Origin of the sequence: Actinoplanes sp. NBRC 101535, assembly GCF_030269225.1 — a bacterium.
In the GTDB taxonomy this organism is placed as follows: domain Bacteria; phylum Actinomycetota; class Actinomycetes; order Mycobacteriales; family Micromonosporaceae; genus Actinoplanes; species Actinoplanes rectilineatus.
Genome location: NZ_BSSY01000018.1, coordinates 138,851 through 161,590, shown reverse-complemented (window position 1 = coordinate 161,590; position 22,740 = coordinate 138,851). Strand labels below are relative to the sequence as shown.

20 protein-coding genes are annotated in these 22,740 nt (G+C 72.5%); 9 read left to right on the top strand and 11 right to left on the bottom strand.

Going from position 1 to position 22,740, the window contains the following annotated elements; genetic code table 11:
• Positions 1–28: 28 nt before the first annotated feature.
• From QSK32_RS36220 to QSK32_RS36205, 4 genes are all read right to left on the bottom strand, one after another.
• The gene (locus QSK32_RS36220; protein ID WP_285474468.1) at positions 29–640 is read right to left on the bottom strand and encodes an alpha/beta hydrolase; all 612 of its coding nucleotides are present in this window, start codon (positions 638–640) and stop codon (positions 29–31) included.
• A gap of 153 nt (positions 641–793) precedes the next feature.
• Positions 794–1,453, bottom strand: a complete 660-nt coding sequence (locus QSK32_RS36215) for a response regulator (protein WP_083449196.1) — start codon at positions 1,451–1,453, stop codon at positions 794–796.
• A gap of 8 nt (positions 1,454–1,461) precedes the next feature.
• On the bottom strand, positions 1,462–2,622 hold the full coding sequence (locus QSK32_RS36210) for a sensor histidine kinase (RefSeq protein ID WP_285474467.1): 1,161 nt from the start codon (positions 2,620–2,622) through the stop codon (positions 1,462–1,464).
• A 20-nt stretch (positions 2,623–2,642) separates the two neighbouring features.
• Entirely contained in the window at positions 2,643–3,458 is an 816-nt protein-coding gene (locus QSK32_RS36205) for a CPBP family intramembrane glutamic endopeptidase (RefSeq protein ID WP_285474466.1), read from the bottom strand.
• Positions 3,459–3,607: 149 nt separating this feature from the next.
• Here QSK32_RS36205 and QSK32_RS36200 point away from each other — a divergent pair, with 149 nt between their 5' ends.
• Complete coding sequence (locus tag QSK32_RS36200) at positions 3,608–4,777, top strand: S8 family peptidase (RefSeq protein ID WP_285474465.1); 1,170 nt, start codon at positions 3,608–3,610, stop codon at positions 4,775–4,777.
• Here QSK32_RS36200 and QSK32_RS36195 read toward each other — a convergent pair.
• From QSK32_RS36195 to QSK32_RS36180, 4 genes are all read right to left on the bottom strand, one after another.
• Positions 4,774–5,586, bottom strand: coding sequence for a PHP domain-containing protein (locus QSK32_RS36195; protein WP_045743996.1), 813 nt, complete (start codon positions 5,584–5,586; stop codon positions 4,774–4,776). The genes QSK32_RS36200 and QSK32_RS36195 overlap by 4 nt on opposite strands.
• A gap of 124 nt (positions 5,587–5,710) precedes the next feature.
• Positions 5,711–6,031 carry a hypothetical protein gene (locus QSK32_RS36190; protein ID WP_045743997.1) on the bottom strand — a complete coding sequence of 107 codons (321 nt, stop codon included), beginning with the start codon at positions 6,029–6,031 and terminating at the stop codon, positions 5,711–5,713.
• A gap of 29 nt (positions 6,032–6,060) precedes the next feature.
• A complete protein-coding gene (locus QSK32_RS36185; protein WP_052720699.1) occupies positions 6,061–7,062 on the bottom strand; it encodes a hypothetical protein in 1,002 nt (333 codons plus the stop codon).
• A 308-nt stretch (positions 7,063–7,370) separates the two neighbouring features.
• Positions 7,371–8,537, bottom strand: a complete 1,167-nt coding sequence (locus tag QSK32_RS36180; protein WP_285474464.1) for a hypothetical protein — start codon at positions 8,535–8,537, stop codon at positions 7,371–7,373.
• 107 nt (positions 8,538–8,644) lie between these two features.
• On the opposite strand from QSK32_RS36180, the gene QSK32_RS36175 reads away from it, so the two are divergent.
• From QSK32_RS36175 to QSK32_RS36165, 3 genes are all read left to right on the top strand, one after another.
• Positions 8,645–9,322 carry a vWA domain-containing protein gene (locus tag QSK32_RS36175; RefSeq protein ID WP_285474463.1) on the top strand — a complete coding sequence of 226 codons (678 nt, stop codon included), beginning with the start codon at positions 8,645–8,647 and terminating at the stop codon, positions 9,320–9,322.
• Between the two features lie 9 nt (positions 9,323–9,331).
• Positions 9,332–10,462: a hypothetical protein gene (locus tag QSK32_RS36170; RefSeq protein WP_285474462.1), complete on the top strand. Its 1,131-nt coding sequence runs from the start codon at positions 9,332–9,334 to the stop codon at positions 10,460–10,462.
• Between the two features lie 77 nt (positions 10,463–10,539).
• The gene (locus QSK32_RS36165) at positions 10,540–10,767 is read left to right on the top strand and encodes a hypothetical protein (protein WP_285474461.1); all 228 of its coding nucleotides are present in this window, start codon (positions 10,540–10,542) and stop codon (positions 10,765–10,767) included.
• Positions 10,768–10,824: 57 nt separating this feature from the next.
• Here QSK32_RS36165 and QSK32_RS36160 read toward each other — a convergent pair whose 3' ends face one another.
• From QSK32_RS36160 to QSK32_RS36150, 3 genes are read right to left on the bottom strand one after another with little or no spacing between them, the layout of a single operon-like run.
• Positions 10,825–15,120 carry an SbcC/MukB-like Walker B domain-containing protein gene (locus QSK32_RS36160; protein WP_285474460.1) on the bottom strand — a complete coding sequence of 1,432 codons (4,296 nt, stop codon included), beginning with the start codon at positions 15,118–15,120 and terminating at the stop codon, positions 10,825–10,827.
• Positions 15,117–16,271: a TIGR02678 family protein gene (locus QSK32_RS36155; RefSeq protein ID WP_285474459.1), complete on the bottom strand. Its 1,155-nt coding sequence runs from the start codon at positions 16,269–16,271 to the stop codon at positions 15,117–15,119. The genes QSK32_RS36160 and QSK32_RS36155 overlap by 4 nt, the downstream gene beginning before the upstream one ends.
• Positions 16,268–17,833, bottom strand: coding sequence for a DUF2397 domain-containing protein (locus QSK32_RS36150; RefSeq protein WP_285474458.1), 1,566 nt, complete (start codon positions 17,831–17,833; stop codon positions 16,268–16,270). Before QSK32_RS36150 ends, QSK32_RS36155 begins: the two co-directional genes overlap by 4 nt.
• A gap of 134 nt (positions 17,834–17,967) precedes the next feature.
• Between QSK32_RS36150 and QSK32_RS36145 the strand changes: the two genes are divergently transcribed.
• From QSK32_RS36145 to QSK32_RS36125, 5 genes are read left to right on the top strand one after another with little or no spacing between them, the layout of a single operon-like run.
• Positions 17,968–19,101 carry a hypothetical protein gene (locus QSK32_RS36145; protein WP_285474457.1) on the top strand — a complete coding sequence of 378 codons (1,134 nt, stop codon included), beginning with the start codon at positions 17,968–17,970 and terminating at the stop codon, positions 19,099–19,101.
• Complete coding sequence (locus QSK32_RS36140; protein ID WP_157411177.1) at positions 19,091–19,813, top strand: beta/alpha barrel domain-containing protein; 723 nt, start codon at positions 19,091–19,093, stop codon at positions 19,811–19,813. The genes QSK32_RS36145 and QSK32_RS36140 overlap by 11 nt, the downstream gene beginning before the upstream one ends.
• Entirely contained in the window at positions 19,810–20,592 is a 783-nt protein-coding gene (locus QSK32_RS36135; RefSeq protein ID WP_285474456.1) for a hypothetical protein, read from the top strand. The genes QSK32_RS36140 and QSK32_RS36135 overlap by 4 nt, the downstream gene beginning before the upstream one ends.
• 32 nt (positions 20,593–20,624) lie before the next feature.
• The gene (locus QSK32_RS36130; RefSeq protein ID WP_285474455.1) at positions 20,625–21,890 is read left to right on the top strand and encodes a WXG100 family type VII secretion target; all 1,266 of its coding nucleotides are present in this window, start codon (positions 20,625–20,627) and stop codon (positions 21,888–21,890) included.
• A complete protein-coding gene (locus QSK32_RS36125) occupies positions 21,887–22,723 on the top strand; it encodes a hypothetical protein (RefSeq protein WP_285474454.1) in 837 nt (278 codons plus the stop codon). The genes QSK32_RS36130 and QSK32_RS36125 overlap by 4 nt, the downstream gene beginning before the upstream one ends.
• Positions 22,724–22,740: the final 17 nt, after the last annotated feature.

Below are 22,740 nucleotides of genomic sequence, written 5' to 3'. Positions count from 1 at the left end.
GACACCCGTGTGTGCAACCAGTGGGCGATCACAGGTCGGCGAACCAGGCCAGCAGTTCGGCGACGAACGCGGCGTTCGCGGCAGGGGTCACCAAAGCGTGGGTGGCCTCGATGACGTGGTGCTCGGCGTGGCGGGCCGCGGCCACGTAAGCCTGGACCGTCGACGAGGGGATGCTCTCGTCGGCGCGGGATTCGACGACCAGGGTGTCGCCGTCGAAGGCGCGGATGGCTTCCAGGGCGGGGGTGTTCGGGGGCAGCGCGGGGGCCCGCAGGACCAGGCGGCTCACCGGGCGTTCGGCGGTCAGGCGGGCCGCCAGGTGGCCGCCGAAACTGGCACCGCAGACGCCGATGCGTTTCGGATCGACGCCGGGCTCCGCCGCCAGGGTGTCGTAGGCGGCGGCCGCGTCCGCCAGCAGGTCCGCGGAGGTCAGGGTGGCCTGGTCGCCGGTGGATTCGCCGTGGCCGCCCAGGTCCACGGTCAGGCAGGTCAGGCCCAGCCGGTCGGTCAGCGGCCGGGCTCGGGGAGCGTAACCGGAACGGTCACTGTTCCAACCGTGCAGGAACAGGACTGCCGCGCCGGACGGCAGTTCCGGGGTGAACAGCGTGGCGGCCAGGGTACGGCCGCTCGACGGGATCCTCACTCGGCTCCTCGGAGAATGCGGGCCGGCCACACTGCCGGCCCGAAACCAATGACAGGCGCATTCTCTCGTCGACGACGATCAAAAGCCGGTACCCGAAAGTGTTGATGTTCCGCGCCGGGACGGCTCGGCCGGGCAAGACCAGGTTGGGACGGTTCAGCCGGGTTCGACCAGGCCGGTGCGGTAGGCGTACACCACGGCCTGCACCCGGTCGCGCAGGTCCAGTTTGGTGAGGATGCGGGACACGTACGTCTTGACCGTCTCGCCCCCGATCACCAGGGTCGCCGCGATCTCGCCGTTGGACATGCCGGTGGCGATCAGGCGCAGCACCTCCAGTTCGCGGGGCGTCAGCACCTCGGACGCGGCGACGCCGGTGTCCGCCGGGCGCAGGCGTGCCGCGTACCGGCCGATCAGGGTGCGGGTCACCTCGGGGGCGAGCAGCGAGTCGCCACCCGCGATGGTGCGGATGCCGCCGATCAGTTGCTGCGGGCTGGCGTCCTTGAGGAGGAAACCGCTGGCTCCGGCGCGGAGGGCCTGGTACACGTACTCGTCGATGTTGAAGGTGGTGACGACCAGGACCTTGACCGGGTCGGTGGCGCTGGGGCCGGCGAGTTCCAGGGTGGCTTCGATGCCGTCCATCACCGGCATCCGCACGTCCATCACCACGACGTCGGGGCGCAGCCGCCGGGCCAGGTCGACGGCGGCGCGTCCGTCGCCGGCCTCCCCCACCACCGTCATGTCGTCCTGGGCCTCGACGATGGTGCCGAAGCCCATCCGGATCAGGGCCTGGTCGTCGCAGATGAGTACGCGGATCAACAGAACTCCTACTGGGCTAGCGGGACGACGGCGGAGACGACGAAATCGCCGCCGGGCGCCGGGCCGAAGTCGAGGGTGCCGCCGAACAGGGATACCCGTTCGCGGAGGCCGGTGAGTCCGCGACCGGAACCGCCCACCCCGGGCGTCGACTGTCCGGGACCGCTGGTCACCACGATCTCGACGCGGTCGCGGTGATAGGAGAGGCGGACCTCGACGGGGGCCCCGGCGGCGTACTTCAGCGCGTTGGTCAGGGCTTCCTGGACCACCCGGTAGATCGCGGTCTCCCGTCCGGCGCCCATCGGCGGGACGTCGCCGTCCTCGGTGAGGGTCACCGGCAGCCCGGCCGCCCGGGTCTGCTCGACCAGCCCGGCCAGTTTCGCCAGGTCGTCGCCGCTGGGGGCGGGCCGGGACGCGGGTTCGGCCTCCCGGGTCGGGTCGAGGACGCCGAGCAGGTCCCGCAGCTCCCCCAGCGCCCGCCGTCCGGTGTCGCTGACCGTCACCATCACCTGGGTGGCCTTCGCCGGGTCGGCGGCCAGGAACTGTCCCGCGTTGGCCTGCACCACCATCGCCGTCACGTGGTGGGTGACCACGTCGTGGAGTTCCCGGGCGATCCGGGCCCGTTCCGCCGCCACCGCCACCTCGCCTTCCAGGCGCAGGCGTTCGGCGGTGGCGTGCCGGTGGGACCGCACGTTCGCGCCGACCGCGGCGGCGATCGCCAGGCTCAGGTAGAACGTGATGAAGTCGCCGACGCCGGGCGCCGCGCCCGCGGCGTGCAGGGCGATCGCCAGCAGCACGTACCAGACGGTGGCGGCCCCGGCCACCCACGGACGGAACCGCTCCTGGTGGGCGCCGGCGCTGTAGATCGCCACGATGAGGCCGAGACTGGCGAAGGACTCGTACCCCTGCAGTTCCTGAACGGTGAATCCCACCGCGACCAGGGCCAGCGCGACGGCGGGACGGCTGCGCCGGGCGGCGAGGGACAGGCTCATCGTGAATGCGGCGGCCACCGCCAGCACGTCGGTGGGCCGGTGCGGCAGTTCGCCGAGGCGGGTGCCGTAGGAGGCCAGGGCCGGCAGGAAGGCGATCGCGGCGAGGAGGACACCGAACTGCGCGTCGCGGAGGGTGACCGGCAACGCACGCCAACGGTCGAGGAGCGGGTGCCGAAGCATCGCAGCAGCGTAGCGAATGATCATCGCCACGGCGCAGCCACGAGGCGGCCCTGCCGGCGGGCCCGGCGCAGCAGCAGGACGGTCACGGCCAAGCCGCCGGCGACCGCGACGATGCTCGCCTCGGGGCCGAAGATGCCGCCGCTGACCAGGTCGGCACCGCCCGCGGCGCCGCGGAGCAGGCCGTCCGGGGAACCGCCGGAGACGGTCGCGCCGAACAGGCCGGATTCGGCGAAGTTCCAGCCCAGGTGCAGGCCGATCGGCAGCCACAGGTTGCGGGCCAGGACGTACGCGGCGCCCAGCATCAGCCCGGCCTCGGCGGCGATCGCGAGCGCGCCCCACACCGTGGCGCCGGTGTTGCTCAGGTGGATCAGACCGAACAGGAGTCCGGAAACGGTCAGGGCGATGGTGGTGCCGGCCTTCTCCTCGACCAGTCGGAGGATCACTCCGCGGAACAGCACCTCCTCGCAGGTGGCGACGCCGATCATCAGGCCGAGGGTGCCGAGCATGCCGCCGATCGAGCCCCATCCGGCCGCCCGGTAGCCGCCGAGCATCGCGATCACGGCGATCACCGCGGTGAACAGTCCGACGCCCAGGCCGAAGCCGCGGAGCAGGGCGGGCCGGGCTGCGGCGAGGGCGATCTCGTCGGGGCGGCGTTCCTCGTAGCGGCGGATCAGCCAGTGGTAGAGCCACAGGGTCAGGGCCGCGGTCGTGCCGCCGACGAGCAGCCCGGTGACCGGGTTGCCGGCGGCGGCCAGTCCGACCGAGTTGCCCACGGCGGTGACCGCGAAGAAGACGACTACCAGGAACGACGCGCGAAGCAGGGGTCGGGTCGACATGGGTTGAACGCTATGAGCGGGACCCCCGTGGGGTCGTCACCGCGCGGTGGGCAATCCGGGGTCCCCCGCGTGGGGGACATCGACATTTAATTCAAATGTTTCAATGGAACTGTTAGCGTCACCCTACGTACGCACAGTGGGGAGGATGCGTGAAGAAGACCCTCGCGGCGGCCGGTGCCGTCGCCTTGGCCGTCCTCGGCCTGTCGACCGGTGCCCAGGCGGCACCCGCCGAAGCCGACGTGCTCGCGGTACCCGGCGCCACGGTGGTGCCGGACAGCTACATCGTGGTGCTGAAGTCCGGCAAGGTGGCGAAGTCCGTCGCCGCGGAACACGACGCGACCGTGCTCACCACGTACACCAGAGCCTTGAACGGTTTTGCGGCGACCATGACGGCCCGCCAGGCGCGGCAGGTGGCCGCCGACCCGGACGTCGCGTTCGTGCAACCCAACGTGATCCACCGGGTGGCGGACACCCAGAGCAGCCCGCCGTGGGGACTCGACCGGATCGACCAGCGCGCCCTGCCGCTGAGCACGTCCTACACCTACAGCACGACCGCGTCGAACGTGCACGCCTACATCATCGACACCGGCGTGCTGACCACCCACCAGGAGTTCGGCACCCGCGCGACCAGCGGTTTCGACGCCATCGACGGTGGCACCGCGGACGACTGCCACGGGCACGGCACGCACGTGGCCGGCACGGTCGGCGGATCCACCTACGGCGTGGCCAAGGGCGTCCAGCTGGTCGGCGTGCGCGTCCTCGACTGCGAGGGCAGCGGCACGACCGCGCAGGTGGTGGCCGGCATCGAATGGGTCACCGCCAACGCGGTCAAGCCCGCGGTCGCCAACATGAGCCTCGGCGGCAGCGCCGACACCGCCCTGGACAGCGCGGTCGCCGCCTCGATCAGCTCCGGCGTCACCTACTCCATCGCGGCCGGCAACGGACTTCTCGGGCTTTTCGCGCTGGACGCGTGCACCCAGTCACCGGCCCGGGTCCCCGCGGCGATCACCGTCTCGGCCACCAACAGCAGCGACGCCAAGCCGTCCTGGGCCAACCGCGGCACCTGCGTGGACGTGTTCGCCCCCGGCATCAGCGTCCTGTCGTCCTGGAACACCAGCGACACGGCGACCAACACGATCAGCGGCACCTCGATGGCGACCCCGCACGTCGCCGGGGCGACCGCGCTCTATCTGGCGAACCATCCGGCCGACACGCCCGCGCAGGTGCAGGCGGCCATCGTCAGCAACGCGACGACCGGGGCGGTGACCAGCCCGGGCACCGGCTCGCCGAACCGCCTGCTCTACACCGGGGCCTTCTAAGCCCTGGTCCACCAGTCGTAGGGGCGATGCCCGGGGCGGAAACCGGACGCCTCGGCCATCGCCACCGCGTCCGGGAAGCCGCGGGCCAGGTCCTCGGGCGAGTGGGCGTCGCTGCCGAACGTGACGGCCGGGCCGCCCTCCTCGCACCACCAGCGCAGGATCACCGGGCTCAGCGGCACCGTCGTGTTGACCTCGAGGGCCCGGCCGCTGTCCGCCAATGATCGCAAGGCGAGGCGGAACTCCTCCTCGAACCGGTACGGGTCGAACGGGCCCTCGGACGCCGGCCAGCGGCGGGCCGTGTAGTCGATGTGGGTCAGTGCCTCGAAGTCGTCCGACCCGGCGACCAGCCGCGGGATCTCCAGCAGGTAGTCCCGGACGATCCGGTCGGCGGGCAGGGTGCCGAACGCCCGGTTCGCCTCGGCCAGCCCGCCGTCGACCGGCACCGAGTGCAGCGAGCCGATGACCCGCTCGAAGTCACCGCCGGCCAGCAGTTTCGCGACCGCGTCGGAATGCCAGTGCGGTTCGCCCAGCTCGAGGCCGGTGAGGATGCGCAGGCTCGGGAACATGTCCCGGCAGCGCGCCACCGCGCCCAGGTAGCCGTCGACGTCCAGCGGCGGCGCGGTGAAGTCGCCCCAGGTGGTCAGGTCGAGGTGCTCGGTGAACGCCAGCGCGGGCAGCCCGATCTCCACGGCCCGGGCGCAGGTCCCCACCATGTCGGCGCCCCGCCGCCCGGCGTCCCACGACCACTCGCTGTGCACGTGACTGTCGGCGGGGAATCCGGCTGCGGGCCCGGGGTGTCGCTGGCTCATCAAAATCCTTCCGAGGAACGGTCCCCGACCATTATCGCTGGTGGCGCGCAACCCGCCCGATAGCGATCAGCTTTCCCGCAGGCTGGACGCGGCTGCCGCCCGCGGTCGCTCGGGGCCGGGTACGTCAAACCCGCCGCAGAGCGGAACGTGGCCGGCAAAGACCGTGCCGCGGGGTCTCGTGCGGGCGCCGGGTGACGTCGAGCTGCCAGTGTTCGGGCAGCGCGGTGCCGGCCGCGTCGAGGAAGTGCGCGGCCACCACCCGGACCGTCTCCCCGGACGGCAGGACCAGCCGGGTGCCGGGCGGGGCGACGGTGTCCGGCGGGCAGAAGATCGTGCGGTCGGTGACCAGGCACGGGCCCACCTCGACGGTGTCGCCCAGCCCGGTGTGCAGGCGCAGACTGCACGGACCGGACGTGTGCAGCAGCGTGAATTCGAGCCAGTTCACCCTCTCTGTATTGCCCACCGGCGACCGATTCATTCCGTTTCGCCGACGATGGCCAGCACCGTGGCCACGATGTGCCCGAGCCGGGACGCCGCGACCTCCCCCACCGGGTCACCGCCGGTGTGCGGGGCCCGGTCCAGAGTGCTGGTGAACAGACCGCCGAACACCGTCCGGATCACCTCGGCGACCGCCGCCTCGGCCTGCTCACCGCTGCCCAGCCGGTGCCGGATCGCCCGGACCGCGTCGCCGGCCAGCAGGTGCAGTTCCGCGTCGACCCGCTGATCGGGGTCACCGAGGGTGAGCGGGGCGAGCGGCTCGCCGTACTCGTCGGTGCAGACCGCGGCCACTGGCGGCTGTTTGGCGCCGAGCGGACGTTCCACAAACGACTCGTACCAGGTCGGCCGGCGGCGCATCGCGGACAGCACCCGTTCCACGTCACGGCCCACCGCCGCCGGGTCGGTGCCCTGCCAGTCGCCGGTGCGGGTGGCGCGTTCCTGCGCCCACGACTCCAGCGGCCAGGTCCCGCTGCCGGCCGTGCCGCTCACCCCCACCCAGACCAGGATGTGCGTGGCCAGCGTGGTCAGCCACGGATCGTCGTCCAGCGCGGCGGCGAGCCAGCCGGGAAGCCGGGGACGCTGCAACGCCCCGCGACTGCCCCGGCGGCGGCGATGGGCGTTCACGGTCGCCGCGCCGACCCGGGTCGCCACCCACGCCTCGAGCCGGTCGATCGGCTGGCGGGCGTGTGCCAGCAGGTCCTCGACCACCGCCTCGACGTCGTCGTGGAACCGGTCCAGGCATTCGTCGGCCAGGGCGCCGATGCCGGACGCGCAGGCGAGATGGCCGCGCTGCTGTTCGAGCCGCCGGGTCAGCCGGGCGAAGACGATCGGCCACACCAGGTCGTAGGCGGCCGCGGTGAGCACCGCCCGCTGCGCGCCGTCGCGGGCCGCGAGCGCGAGACGGCCGTCCGAAGCGAGCTCCCGCAGGAGACGGACCCGGTCCTCGGACGGCTCCTCCCCCGCGCGCGGCCGCACCACCCGGGATCCGTAACGCCGCCCCGCCCCGTTCGGCGTGGTCCGGGCCGCACGCCTGACCCCTGTCGCATCGCCCACCGAGCGTTCCTCCCCATCAGGCCGGCTCGGTGCAGCTTCCCCGCTCTCCGGCCACTGTGGGAGATCACCGGGCGACATGTACCGCATCGGGTGGCGATTAGGCACCCCGGATCGGTCCCGGTGGTCACTGCGGCGCCGGCTTCCTTCTGCGGTACGAGCTACTCCTCTCTCTGGCACCGTCGATGGGTAACGCGGGTCCCGTGCCCTTGCCCTCAGGCACACCGGCCCGACCGTCAGAGTCCGTGCAGCACCAGTGCGCCGGCAGCCTCCGCCGACGCCCCGCCCGGGACGCGCATCCAGCTCTGGATCCGGCGCAGCACGACGGCCGGCTCCGGATCGGCGTCCGCCAGCAGTTCGCGGTGCAGGACGACGGTCGCGGCCAGGGCCACCGGACCGGGGACCGGGCGCCGCCAGCCGATCACCCCGGTGAACCCGGCGTCGAGGAGGTCGTCGGCGAACGGGTCCCGCCCCGGGGCGAGGACGGCCAGGCCACCGGGCGAACGGCCGGTGAACCCGTCGGCGCCGAGATAGAGCAGCGTCGGTGACGTGGGGGCCCGCGGGGCGGCACGGTAGAACGCGTCGTGCAGCGCCGCGGCGGGGCCCGCCGGGTCGGCGTGGAAGACGGGACAGCTGCCGAGCGCGGGGCGGGCGCGGCCGGCCAGGTCGATCAGCTGGGCGGGTGTCGTCGCGTACGACAGGAGAGTCGGCAGGGCCGGCAGCGGGCGACGGTCCGGGACCACCACCAGGCGTCGCGGCAGCGGCGTGCCGAACGCGACCGGGTGCAGACGGCCCTCCGCCAGCAGGGTCAGGCCGCCCGGCCGGGGCACGGCGAGGGCCTGCACGCCGGCGGCGTCGAGGGCCTTCTGCACGGGCGCGAACCGGCCCGCCAGGTGTGCCCGCACCGCGCCGTCCGGATAGCGGTCGTCCAGAGCGCCGGCCAGGGCGAACGCCACCGCGAGCAGGCCACCGGTGGATGCCGTCAGCCCGTCGGCCGCGGCGAGCAGGTGCCGGTCGGCCGCGCGTGGATCGTCGTCCCAGGCGCCGCTGCCACCGAGCCGGCTGCGCTGGTACAGCGCGAACGCGGCGAGCACCCGGTCACCGGGCGTGTCCCCGCCGTGTTGCAGGATCGCGGCGGTCAGCGCGACCAGCTCGTCGACCAGCGCCACCGGCAGCACCGGGGCGTCCGCGGCCAGCCGGGAGACCAGGACGGTGTACAGGTCGGTGTTGCGCACCAGACGGCTGCGCAGCGTCTCCCGCAGCCGGCCGAGATCGACGACGGGCACCGGGGCTGTCGGAAAAGCGTCAGTCCCGCCGGCCCGCGACGGCTCCCCGGCACCCGTGAAGATGCACTGTCCGTGCAGCTCGGCGGCGTCCCCGCCCGGGGCGAGGTCAGCGGTCATGGGTTCTCCCCCCGGTCGGTCCTATCACCGGGTCTCTGACGGACAGCGCGGGCTGTCCGTCAGAGACCCGGCGTAGGACTCGGCGTCGGCGATTCCAAGGAGAACCCGTGACCTCCTCCGAGCTGTCCACCGTCTTCCCCGTCTTCCTGCTGGTCGATGTCAGCGCGTCCATGACCGGCGGCCCGATCGCGGCAGTCAACCGGGCGCTGCCCGGCATCCGCGCCGCGATGCGGACCGACCCGCTGGTCGGTGAGATCGCCCGGGTCGGGCTGACCACCTTCTCCGACGAGGCCCGGGTGGTGATCCCGCTCTGCGACCTGGCCGACGCTCACCTGCCCGAGCTGAACGCTGCGGGCGGCACCGACTTCGCGGCGGCGTTCCGGGGCATGCGCCGGGCCATCGAGACCGGCATGACGGCGCTGCCCCAGGGCACCCCGGTCTACCGGCCGGTGGTGTTCTTCATGAGCGACGGCAGGCACCAGGCCGGGGAGGACTGGACCGGGCCGCTGCGGGAGTTGCGGGACGGCGGCTGGAAGTTCGCGCCGGAGGTGGTGAGTTTCGGGTTCGGCGACTCGCACCCGGAGTCGTTGCAGCGGATCGCCAGCCGGTTCACGTTCACCGCCAAGGGCGAGGACCCGGCCACCCAGGTCGGCGAGATCATGGACGCGATCCTGGGCAGCATCCGCACCACGTCGACCAGTCTCGCCGACCCGGCCAAGGCGCAGGGGTTGTATCTGGACACGCCCGCCGCACACTTCACGCCGCTGCCGGCGATCACCATCTGAGTGGCCGGCATGCGCGTTCTCACCGCCGGCGGGGTGCTCCCGCCGTGGCGGCTCCCGCTGATCCTGCTGGTCGTCGGGGTTGCTCTCGCCTGGTCGTACGGTCCGATGCCCGGCCTTCTGGCGGCCCTGCTGGTGACCGTGGTCCTGCTGCTGACCGTGCACCGGCTGGTGTGCCTCGCGTGGTTCCGGGGGCTCGGCCTGCGGGACCGGCAGCGGCTGCTGACCGTCTGCCTGACCGTCCATCCGGCGGTCCTGGCCGGGGCGGCGCTGGCGATGAACGGGACGGGGCCGCTCGCGACACCACTCGTGATGGCCCTGATCGGGGCCGGGGCCACCGGCGTGCACCTGATCACCGGCCGGCCGGTGCCGGTGGTGCGGGGGCGCGCGTACCCGGGACGACCGCCGGACCGGACCCCGGCGACCCCGGTCGGATCGCTGGACCGGGCCCGGCGGCTGCTCGCCACCGCCGGGCCGGGCGCGGCGCTGCCCGCGTTGCGGCATGCGATCGCCGACCCGGCCGTCGACGCCGCGCTCGCGCTGACCGTCGCCGATCAGCTGGTGCAGGCGCAAAGCGCACGGGCCGAGCAGTCCGGCGACGACACCGGATACCACGAGGCGATCGGGGTGCTCGACGATCTGGTGCAACGGCATCAGCGGCTGCCCGGCGGCCGGAGCCGGCTGCACAGTCACCGCGCGCAGTACCTGATGTACCAGGCCGCCCGTCTCGTCGGACGCGGCGGCCCGGCCACCCCGCGGACCGCCCGGCGCCTGCACCAGCTGTACACGGCGACCGAGGCGGAACTACGGGCCGCGGTCCGGGCCGCGCCGGCCGGGAGCCGGGTGTGGGCGCGGGAGTGCTCGGCGCTGGGGATGCTGCTCTGCCAGGGCGCGCACCAGGGCGAACCGGACCGCTCGGACGAGGGCATCACGCTGATCCGCCGGGCCGTGGACGTCCTGCCGCCCGGCCCGTCGCAGCAGCGGACCCTGCTCGAACTGGCGACCGCGCTGGCGTTGCGGGTGCAGCTGCGCGACGACCCGGACGACTCCCGCGAGATCCGGCGCATCGTGGCCCGGGTGGCCGGCCCGGGTTCCCCGCTGGAGGCGCAGGCCGCGGCGCTGCTGGCCGACCTGGGCCGGTGACTCTTTTCGGCCCGGTGGAAACCTGGCGGGTCTAGCCTTCGAGGCATCCCATCCCACCAGGAAAAAGGGGTACTGCCATGAACAGGACACTGCTGGTCGCCGCGGGTGCGCTGGTCGTCACGCCGGCCGTCGCGCTGATCCTCACGCCGGGCGCCGCGCAGGCCGACGACAGACCGCCGAGAACGGTCGGCGTCTCCGTCACCGTCGATCTCGATCACGTGCCGTGGCGGCTCGACGTCCTGCCGCCGGGGGCGTACCCCTGGGTGTGGCCGCAGGGGCAGACGATCGTGACCCTGGGCGGGTGAGCTCGCCCCGAGCGGCCTGAGGGCCGACGTCCGTGGCTCACCAGGGCCGCCACCTCGTCAGCCGGTGGCGTCGACCGTCGTGAACAGGTCCGGGCCGGTGTCCTCCGGGACGCGGCGCGGGGTCAGCAGGTGGGTGGCGTAGTCGCCGACGGCCACCTGTTCCAGGGTCTGGCCGGCCCAGAGCATCAGCGACAGGTCGACGCCGGCGACCGGGGCCGGGGCTCGGGTGATCACCCAGACCGCGGCGGCCGGGACCTGGGCGACGGCCACCAGCGGGGCCGGGCCGGCCAGCAGGAAGTCCAGGTCGAAATCGGTCAGCATCCGCATCATGGTGGCGCGGTTCGCCGGGTCCACGCCCTCGAAGGCCTCGTCGAGCCAGAGCGGGCGGGGCGCGTCCGGGGACTCGGAGTAGAGCGCCACCAGCGTGGCGAGCAACGGCTGCAGCAGCGTCACCACCTTGCCGCCGCCGGAGTCGACGCCGTGCACCTTGCGGGTCAGGTCCTTCCAGCGGGTCTCGTCGTCGCCCTCGCCGACCCGGTACTGGGCCACCACGTCGAACCAGACCCGGTAGTCGAGGAGTTCGGCGAGGCGGTCGGTCCAGTCCTCGGTGCCGACCAGGCCGGCGTCCTGTGCCTCGCGGAGTCGTTCGCCGAGGAAGAGCTGGATCTGCTGCTGGGCGCTGTCCGACTCGATGGTGCCCTCCTGGAGCGCCTTCAAGATCTTGAAACCGGGACCTTGGCCCTCCGCGGGTACGCGACGCAGCCGCAACGTGGTCCGGTTGGCGCCGGTGGGGTGTTTGCGGAGCACGTCGTTGACGACGTCGAGCAGTTTGACGACCTTCTTCATCCGGTCCGCGAGGTGGTCGATGAAGGTGGACGACAGCAGCTCGGTGTACATCGTGTGCAGCTTCTCGTCGTGGGTCCGGGACAACTCCTCGACCAGGGACTGCAGGTGGCGGATCGCACCGGCCGGGTCCAGCTGGGCACCGGAGGCGTCGACGATCAGGGTGACCGAGGGCAGCGGGTGCTGCTCGTCGGCGTCGGTGGTGAGCACCGAGCGGCCGCCGGAGGTCTCCAGCACCGAGCGGAGGTCGACGAGCGCTCCGCCGAGCATCCGCGACAGCGCGGCCTCGGCACGTTTGGCCTTGTCGTCGAGGCGGTCCGGCCAGTTCGGCACGCGCAGCCGCTCGGCCGCGGACCGGGCGTGGGCGAGGGCGTCGTCGAGGGTGCGATGCTCCGGTTCGGTGAGGTCGCGGGCGGCGGCCAGCCCCGCGTCGACCGGCACCCACCAGGCGAGCGCCGCCTTGTCGCGGCGTTCCAGGGCTGCGGTGAGGTCGTCGCGGCGCTGCTGCCACACCGAGTTGGCCTTGCCGGCGGCCTCGGACCGGGCCAGGCCCTCGCGTTTGCTGGCCGAGATGGACGGCCCGTACTCCTCGACCTTGCGCTCCAGGTTCTGGGCGTGTGCGAACAGTTCCTGCGTGTCGGCGTCCACGGACTGTTCGGCCAGGGCGGCGGCGGTGTCCGCGGACTGGGCGGCCTGGGCCTCCTCCTCGGCGGCGCCGGCCGCGTCCTGGACCCGGTCGTCCTCGGCGGCCACCCGGGCGGCGGCGGAGGTGGCGGCGGAGGTCGCCCCGGCCCGGCCCCGCAGGGCGAGACGGAGTCCGCTGGTCGCGGCCGCCGCATCGTCCAGGGCCCCGGCGAGCGTGTCGAGATGGTCGTCGACGGTCGGCAGCGTGTTGTCGGTGGCGTACCGGGTGACGTCACCGGCGGCGGTGTCCGACTGGGATCGGGCATCACGTTCCCGGACCCGGGCGGTGCGGTAGGTGTCGGCGGCCCTGGTCTGCTCGGTCAGGGCGGTCCGGTGCGCGGCCGCCGCGGTGATCACGTCAGCGTCGGCGGGGGCGTGGGCGTACGCCTCGCGCAGCCGGGTGACCTGGTCGATCGCCGCGTCGGCCTGCTCGGACAGCCGGGCCGACTCGGAACGGGCGGCGCCGGCCCGGTCCCGGAGCTCGGTGATCCGGCGACGGCGGGCGGCGGCGCGGGCCGCGGTGCCGATGAGTTCGGCGCCGTTCGGGGCGGGTGCGGCGTGACCGGCGGCGATCGGGGTGTGCCAGCGGCCGTCCGGCGCGATGCTGATCGCCCCGGTCCCGTCGACGCCGATGGTGGCGAGAACGCGGCGGATGGTCGGCGCGAGTTCGCCGGCGTCTTCGGCGGGCACCAACGACGCAACCAGGCTTTTGTCCGGATTTTTCGTGTAATCAGGGGTTAAAACGTCGTCGCTTCCGTCGCGGCCGAGCGACCACAGCCCGTCGACGGTGACCCACGCATCCAACAGCCCGGCGGCGGCCAGTCCCGCCTCGACATGGTCGAGGATCACCGGGTCGAGACCCTCGACCGGGTCGACCAGCCGCCACAACGGCGCCCCGGCGGCGGACGGGAAATCCGGACGCTCCCGGCGGGTCCACCGGGACGGCGACGCCGGCACCGGATCGCCCGCCCTCTCCAGGACGTCCGCCTCACGGTCGATCTCGACGGCCTGCCGGGAGGCGACCTTCGCCGCGGCGCGCAACTCCGCCGCCCGGGTGGTCAGCGGCCCGGCGGCCGGCTCCAGCCAGTCCCGGCCGAGCAGAGCGCTGAGCACCGCCCGGGGACGGGCCGCAGCCGCCTGCTCGGCGACCGCGCCGATCCAGGCGGACCGGTCCTCGACCGGTGGACGCCGGTCACCCAGGCCGGCGGCCCAGCGTTCCAGGTCGTCGGAGAGCGCCTGCGACGCCTGCTCCAGGGCCTGCTCCGCGGCCACGGCCGCCGACGTGCGCTCGTCCAGCTGCTCCTGCGCCCGCTGCGCCAGGTCGTCGAGCGTCTGCCAGGCCGCCGCCGCCCTCGTCGCGGCCCGGGTGAGTTTGCGCAGCGTGCCGACCTGGGCGCGACGGGTGGTGACGGCCGCGTCGAACCGGTCCACGTCACCGGCCTGCGCCCACACCGGAACCTGCTCGCCGAGACCGGCGGTCAGCGCGGTCTCGACCGAGTGGGCGGCCGCGGTGTCCACCTCCTGACCGATCCGGTCCAGCTCCCCGTCGGCCCGCTGCTGCTCGAGCCGGGACCGGTCGAGCTGCTCCCGGGTCCGGGCCAGGTGCGCGGCGGCCTTCGCGGCACGGGCGTTCGCGGCGTTCGCCTCGGCCCGCAGCCGCTGGGCGTCGCTCGCGCGTTCCATCGCCCCGGTGTACGCCGACGACCGCAACAGTTGCATCAGCTCGGTCCGGGTCCGCTCCAGGGCCTGCTCCAGCGCCCGGGTGTCGGCCGCCTCCTGGTCCAGCAGCCGCCGCGCCTCGTCCAGCCGGGACTGCGCGGCCCGGACCGCGGCACCGGCCGAGGTGACGCCGGTGTCCGCGGCGATCAGGCTGTCCGCGTGCAGGCGCAGCACCGCGTCCGCCCACGGCCGCCACGCCCTGCTCAGATAGACGGCGATCGCCTTGCGGGCCTCGTCGGCGGAGTCCCGGTCCCGGGCGAGCTGCTCCAGCTCCTGCCAGCCGTCGGCCAGCTCGGTCACCTCGTTACGGGCGATCGGCGGCAGCGCCGACCGGATCTGCGAGGTGAACCAGGCCGGGTCGAGCTTCTGACCCAGGTGCGGGGTCCGCAGCACCTTCAACATCTCGATCACCGTGGCGAACCGGTCGGTGTCGTCGAAACCGAACAGGTCGAGGGCGAGGCGCTCGGCGTACGCCTGACCCTTGGGGTAGATCGTCACCCCGTCGACCGCCTCGAGCAGCTTCGGCTCGGTGACCGACTGCCCCACCGCCAGGTCCAGGCCGGCCCGGACCCGGGCCGCGCCCTCGCACACCACCCAGGCACGGGTCATCTGCGAGACACCGCGTTTGGTCTGCGCGTACAGCAGGGTGGTGAAGAATTCCGGGGTGCCGAGCGGGCTGACCCGGCCGTACTCCACCCAGGCCCAGCCCCGGTTCGTCGACACCGAGGCGTCCCGGCGGTCCCGGTCGTCGGCGACCGGCTCGACGTAGTAGCGGTACTCCTTGTCGGACTGGCCGAACGTGTCGACGAACTTGCGGTCCAGGCTGCCGGCCAGCATGAGCAGCGTGGTCAGCGCCATCAGCGTCGACTTGCCGGACTGGTTCTGCCCGACGAACTGGGCGCGCCCGTCGGCGAACCAGTACTCCGCCACGTCGAACTCCCACAGACCGACCACCCCGGCCCGCAGCACCTGCCAGCGGGAACGGGACGGTTCGGGCAGGCCGGCACTGGTGACGGCGTCCCGCCAGGCGGACAGCTGGGCATCGGTGGCGGCCGGTCCCGGCACGGGCAGGTCGCTGGTCATCGGGTCGGCTCCGTGGTCTCTCATCGGGTCGGTTCCGTGGTGTCTACGAGGGTGACGTCCGGGTCGCGGTACCGGCCCGCCACCGGGGACAACGTCCACGACCGGTCGGCGCCCACGCGCAGCAGGCCGAGTTCGGTCAGGATCGTCTCCGCGTCGGCGCGGATCGTGCCGGGCACGGTCCGCTGATCCTTGGACATGTAGTCGCCGCGCCAGCTCGCGAGGTCCTCCACGACCTCGTCGACCTGCGCGCCGGTGAGTCGCACCGCGCCGCCCGGGGTGCGGTCGCCGTGCCGGCCGGCCAGGTCGGCCATCAGCAGCGCCACCCAGTCGGCGGCGCGGGCCCGCGGCCAGTCGGCCACCGTCGGCGGATGATCCGGGTCGTCGGGGAGCACCAGCACCAGCCCCTCGGCGCGGGCCTCGACCGTGCCGCCGGTCATCTGCGCCAGGTCGGCGGAGCGCAGACCGCGGCCCTTGCGCAGCGCGTCGGCCTCGGCGTCGTCGAGGTCGGCGTAGACCACGGCCGGCGTCTCCAGCAGGGCACGCAGGTGGTGCACGGTGCGGCCGTCCGGCTCGGTGTCCGGGTCCGGCGGGTGCAGGGCCGCGGCCAGCACATCCGGGCTCGTCATCAGCAGCAGCGCGTCCCGGTCGACCTCGTAGCCCGCGCCCGGTCCGGCGCCGTCCTCGGTCCAGTCGTACATCATCTTCTCGTCGTTGGTGCGCCGCCGCAGCACGCCCCACCCGGCCAGCAGCGCGGCGGCGTCACGCAGCAGCCGCCGCTGCGGTTTCTGCTCCGGGTCGTAGGCGCCGACCGTGACACCGGGCGCGGACGTCAGATCCCGCACCATGTCCGACAGCCGTTGCAGCGTGACCGTGCCGGAGACCTCTTCGCAGCACGCCGCCAGACAGCAGACCAGGGAGAGCAGACGCCGGCCGGGCGCGGTGGCCGGCCGGGGCGGGGCGGTCACGCTTCCGGCGATGGGCACCCTGATCATGCGTACGGCACGGCCGACACGCTGGAGCCGGTATCCGGCCCGCCGGGCGTGATCGGCGATCTGCCGCTGGTGCCGCATCACGTGGCGGTGCAGGAGCCGGTTCGTCGTGGGCGTCACGAGCGGCTGGGCGAGCAGGCCGAGGAACGCCTGCTGGGCTTCCCGGGCGGCGGCGGAGGTGGTCACGCGGTCGCCTCCAGAGGGCTGATGTGCAGCACGATGTCCGGGTGCACGAGCCGCCCGTCCGGGGTGTGCACGACCGCGGCCGGTGCCCCGTCCAACGGCGGTTCGGACCGCAGCCGCCAGCGGGCGTCACCGGTGGTCGCCGTCCGGCGGCCGGCCCGGTCCGGGCGGGCCGAGGCGACCGTGCCCAACAGGACCAGCAGCATCTGCAGCTCGGCCGCGGTCAGCTCACGCCACTGCGACAGGCGCTGCCCGGACCGGGCCAGCACCGCCTGCTCGGTCGTCGCCGTCTGCGCCGCGGCCCGGGCCGCCCGCTCGCGAGCCGCCCGTTTCGCCCCGGTCCGGTCGGTGATGCGGGCCGCGCTGCCACCGGCCGCCTTCGGGCCCTGCTTCCGCAGGCGGGCCTCGACCGGAACCGGATCCGCGTCCCAGAACGACACCGCGCCCGCGTTCCCGGCCGGCGGATTGCCCGCACCGGGCAGGTGCCGGGCGGAGAACAGCCCGGTCGCCGAACACCACAGCCGCCAGGCGCCGTCGTCGTCCGCCGCCGATTCGAGACGGGTCGCCAGATCGACCAGTTCGGCGCGCCGCGACACGTGACCGCCGACCGCCGCCAGGGTGCGCTGCCCGCGCAGCAGCGGACCGATCGTGTCCCGCATCTGCCGGCGCAGCCGCCGCGCCTGACAGTCCGGACCGTCGAACCAGCGGCGCAGCGTGTCCAGCGTGTGCACGTGCGTGGCGACCAGCGCGTCGATGGCGGGTTCGTCGGCGTTCGCGCCCAGCGTGTGCACGGCGATCCGCCGCCACGACGAGGCGGGCAGGGTGGCCAGCCGGGCCGCCGCCCCGGTGATCGCCTCGGAGTGGGTGTCGATGCCGGCGCCCCACATGTCCACGTAACGGCGCAGCGTCTCCTGCACGGTGGCGACCTTCTCCGGGGTGGGCGCCCCGGCCAGCGCCCCGGCCAGGCGGGCCTGCCAGCCGGCCGCGGCCCGCACCATGGACTGGTGCGTCGTGGCGATCACGGACCAGGCCGCAGCCGCGCCGGACGGGTCGGTTTCGGCACACTCGTACAACAGGGTGAGGTTGGCGGTGAGAATCCCCGGTGCGAGCGTCGCCGCGGCCGCGGCAGCCGTATCGTCCCCGAGCGAGGTGATCGCCCGGTGCAACTCGGCGACCGTCTCGGTCAGCTGATAGCGGTCACGATCCAGGACGAACTCGGCATCCCGGACAGCCTTGTCCTGGAACCGGTAGACCACACCCCAGCGCTCGAGCCGCGCCATCCGCTCCTTCAGCTTGAACGCAGGGTCATCGAGCAGCCGAACATCCGCCTTCAACGCCCGCAGCCGCCGACGCAGCAGATCCGGCAGATCGGTCGCGGCAACGCCGGTGAGGGTGTGCTCCTGCTCGGCCAGCAACACGTCGACGATCAGCCGATACTGCGCCGCAAACCGGCTCGTCAGGTAGCTGGCCTGCAACAACCCGCCGGGAAGCCCAGCCGGCTGCCACAGGTCGGGCCCCCGCTCATCCTCCTCGTCAGGCTCCACACCGTTCGCCTGCACCCCCACGCCCCTCTCCGCTGTCGGCGTCACGCTCGGTAAGCAGCATAGGAGGACGGTCCGACAATCAGCCGACACCGGCCGCGCCGCGTGGCAAAGCCCACGCGCTGAACCCGGCCCGGCGGTCGCAGGTACATCGAGACATGACGTTCGATGCCACCGGCCTGGGCCTGGTGGAGGATGCCCAGCAGATCACCGCGGGCATCCGCGACCAGAGCTGGGTGGACGTGACGCTGGGAACGGTCGGCGCGTCCCTGGACACGCTGTCACTGGCTGTCGACCCGCTCGGAACGCTGGGCGCGTGGGGTGTGGCGTGGCTTCTCGAACACGTACGCCCGCTGCAGGAGGCTCTGGACTGGCTGGCCGGCGACTCGGCGGCGGTCGCCGCGCAGGCCGCTGTCTGGGCGAACGTCTCCGCCGCCGTCGAGGAGACCCGCCGGCAGTACGCCGACCGATTGACCACCGACACCGCCGACTGGCACGGCGCCTCCGCCGACGCCTACCGAGCCCACGCCACCGAAAACCTGTCCGTCCTGGCCGGAATCTCCGTCGCCGCTGGAGGTATCTCCTCCGCCGTCGAAGGCGCCGGACTGATCGTCGGCCTCGTCCGGGGACTTGTCCGCGACCTGATCGCCCAATTCATCGCCACACTCGCCATCCGCCTGCCACAGTGGGCCGCCGTCGAAGGCATCAGCCTCGGCACCGCCACACCCCTGATAGCCAGCCAGGTCGCCACCCTCGTCTCCACCTGGGCCAACAAGATCCAGCGCCACATCCGCGCCCTCCTCGCCAGCCTCCGCAACCTCACCAACAAGATCAACGGACTCGAAAATATCCTCGACCTGCTCCGCATGCGCAGCGGCGACATGGCCCGCCGAGATCCCACCGGGCCGCCCGACAACGACGGCGGCTCAGGCCCGCGTCGCGTCGGCGAGGACAGCCCCGAGGTGTTCGTGGCGAACATCGTCAGCAATCCCCGGTCCGTGGTCGGCCGGTCCGCCGAGGAGATCGCCGACCAGTTCACCGCGGCCGGATACACCGCGTTCCCCGAACGTTCCCTCCGGAAAGGCACCTCCGGGCTGGCGGTACAGGTACGCGTCGAAGGACACCCGGTGGTCACGAACATCGAGGTCCACCCCGGAGGCGGTCGCCACTCGCCTGTCGGGTCACCGTACTGGAAGATATCCACGAGTACGGCGGGCAAGATCTGGGTGATCGACCGGCATTTCCGAGGCGCCGAAGGGCTGCGGGGACAGGCGGTGCGCTATGACGAATAGGATCCTCAAAGTCGACCGGGTGCGGTCCGCCGAGGAGGCCGCAGCGCTCGAGGACCTCGGCGTGGACATCGTCGGCGTCGACCTGAGCGCCGACCCGAGATTCGACGACGATCGCACCGTCAGCGTTCAGCAGGCCGCCGAGATCCGCCAGGTTCTCCACGACAGCCGCCTCGTCGCGGCGATGGACCTCCACACCGAACCGGACGAGATCGTACGGCTCGCCCAGCTCCTCGGCGCGGACATGGTTCAGCCGATCACGATCGTCGTTCCGCCGTACCCGGTCCGCATCGCTCTCCGCGAAGCCGGCCTGGAGATCGTCTACGCCGGTCTGGAGATCTCCCACGACGACGACCCCGGCTGGGTCTTCGGACGCCACGACGACACCCCCGACCTCGGCGCGGCCCTGTTCCAGGTCGATGTGCTGCCGGAGTACGAGAAGTCGTGGGACTTCCTCCGCACCGAGTCCCCCCGGTACCCGGAGGAGTTCCAGCTCGAGGATCTCGTCGGCTTCGGCCGGGAACGTCCTCTCGTGGCCGGTCTCGACCTCACCCCGGGCAACGTCGCCGAGATCGCGACACGCCTGTCCACCCTGCAAGGGCTCTCCCTGACCCTGGCCGGGAACCCCACCCGGGACGACGTCCGCTTCCACACCCTCGACGCCGCCCTCGAGGTCCTCCCGGCAGCCCGCCGAGCCCTCCTCCCGACCGGATGAGCATCTACCTGTACGTCATCGGCGCCATCAACTTCGCGCAGCTCAGGACGGCTCTGGCTGCCGTTGCGGGAGTTCCGGTCGCGGAGGTGGACGTCCGGGCGGGCGACGTCGTGGACCGCTACTGGGAGGCGGCGGTCCTCTGCACGTACGAACCGGTCCTGGGCGACGTGACCTGGTGTCTGGACCTCTACTTCAGCCGCTCCGAGCCGGACGAGGCGCAGGTCGCGGCGAAGGTGGCCGCGACCCTCGACGTTCCAGTCCTCTACGATGCCCAGAGTTTCCCGCCGAGCGCCGATTGGCTGGTCCTGCCGGACGGGAGCCGCACCCGGGCCCGCGTCTACGAGGGCGACGACCCCGACCTGGACATCATGGAGCTCACCATCGACGCGGTGGAGAAGCCGGTGCCCACCCTCCCCCATGTCCGGGTCGCGGCCCAACCGGAAGTGATCAAAGAACATCGGATGCCGACACCCGTCACCGACGACCTCGATCTCGTCCCACCCCTGCGCTATGCCTTCGGCGGCTGGGAGTCGATGGTGGCGCGGATGACCGCCGGGTGGCCGCCGGACGGCTGGTACCCCCGCGACTACTTCGAGGACGACCTGGCCGCCCGCGACGAACTCGCCGGGTTACCCGACCGGTTCGCCCAAGCCCTCGACCGGATCGACCAGGCATACCTGGCCGCCACCCGCGAGCTCGCCGACTCGGCGGCCGAGCCACGGTGGTGGCGGCGTCGCGTACCCGATCCGCTGCCCTGGCCTGGTGACGCCGCTCGGTGAACCGGGGCGTCACCGGCCCGGTACACCACCGCATGGGGCTCGTTGCTACCACTCAAGACTCCACGACCGGAATCACGGGTCTGGGGCTGGTCGAGGACGCCCAGCAACTCACCGAAGGAATCCGCAACCAGAGCTGGGTCGACGGCACCCTCGGCGTTCTCGGCACCACCTTGGACGGGCTGTCCCTGGCCGTCGATCCACTCGGAACTCTAGGCGCGTGGGGTGTCGCCTGGCTGATCGAACACGTACGCCCGCTGCAGGACGCCCTCGACCAGCTGGCGGGTAACCCCGACGAGGTCGCCGCACACGCCCTCACCTGGGCCAACATCTCCACCGCCGTCGAGGAGACCCGCCAGCGGTACGCCGACCAGCTGACCACCGACACCGCCGACTGGCACGGCGCCTCCGCCGACGCCTACCGAGCCCACGCCACCGAAAACCTCACCGTCCTGACCGGAATCTCCGTCGCCACCGGAGGCATCTCCTCCGCCGTCGAAGGCGCCGGACTCATCGTCAGCCTCGTCCGCGGACTCGTCCGAGACCTGATCGCCCAATTCATCGCCACACTCGCCATCCGCCTGCCACAGTGGGCCGCCGTCGAAGGCATCAGCCTCGGCACCGCCACACCCCTGATCGCCAGCCAGGTCGCCTCGTTGGTCTCCACCTGGGCCAACAAGATCCAGCGCCACATCCGAGCCCTCCTCGCCAGCCTCCGCAACCTCACCAACAAGATCAACGGCCTCGAGAAGGTCCTTGATCTCCTCCGCATGCGCGCCGACCGCAGCGCACGTTCCGACCCCACCGGAGGTTCTGGCGGCGGTGACGCAACTCCGGGACTTCCGGTACCGCCGCCCGGCCCTCCCTGGCGTGCACGGGACGACATCCCCGGAAATGCTCGGGGAAAGGTGCTCAAGCCTCCGAACAGCCGACACACGCTCTCCGGGGTCAAACATGGCATTATCAGGCCGAAGAACAGCATGATCCTGCGCGGTTACGAACAGGCCGTCCTCGACGACATCAGCCAGATCGCCGCGGGGCGGGCCACCCTGAAGGGGAACGGGCGCTATGAGATCAACGGTCGGCTGTACTGCGTCGAGAACAGCGGAACGGTCTTCCCCGATTCCGGACCCGGCATCGCCCCGCTCGACCGCAACGAGTATGCGGCCCTCCGGGAGATAGCCAAGGCCGACGGCGACGTGGCCGCGGTGGACGCGTTCCGGCAGAATCCGCGGTTCCTCGAAAACCCCGCAGTGATCGCCAAAGCGAAGTCCATCTACGACGGGACCTACTCGCCATGAACTATGACCTCCTGACCGTCGGCGAGACCGATCCCGATGACCTGCGTGCCGCACTCGCCGAACTGTTCTCCGTTCCGGAGACCGAGGTGGACGTCAGCCCCGAGGACTCCGAAACGACGAACTGGGAGGCCGCGGTCCTGTGCGCGTACAAGCCGGTTCACGGTGATGTCACGTTGTCGCTCGACATCTACATCCGGGGAACGGGGCCCGAGGTCAGCACAGCCGCCGCCCACCTCGCCGGGGCGCTGGGCGTTCTCGTCCTCTACGCGTCCCAGCCCTTCCCACCCAGCGCCTACTGGCTGGTGGAACCGCATGGCCGGCGGACCAGAGCCCGTGTCTACGAGATGGACGAGGGCGATCTGCCCCACCTCGTCATCGATGCCGTCGCCGGCCCTGTCGCGGCACTCCCGACCGTCGACGTCGAGCGTCAACCCGAGGTGATCCGAGAACACCAGCTTCCGCTTCCCGTGACCGAGGAGCTGAGAACATCGCTCGCCGACGCTCACCCCGAACAGGCCGAGAATCTGCGACACCTGCTGAGCAGCCTCGGCGGGTGGGAGTCGATGGTGGCGCGGATGACCGCCGGGTGGCCGCCGGACGGCTGGTATCCGCGCGACTACTTCGAGGACGATCTCTGGGCGCGCGATGAAGTGGCCACCAGCATGGCCTCCCTGCCCGGCGACGTCCGAGACCGGGTCGCCGCCGCGCTGGCCCGCATCGACGACGTGTACTGGGCATCCACCAGCGAGGTTGCGGACTCGCCGGAGGATCCACGGTGGTGGCGGCGTCGCGTACCCGATCCGGTGCCCTGGCCTGGTGACGCCGCTCGGTGAACCGGGGCCGCCCTGTC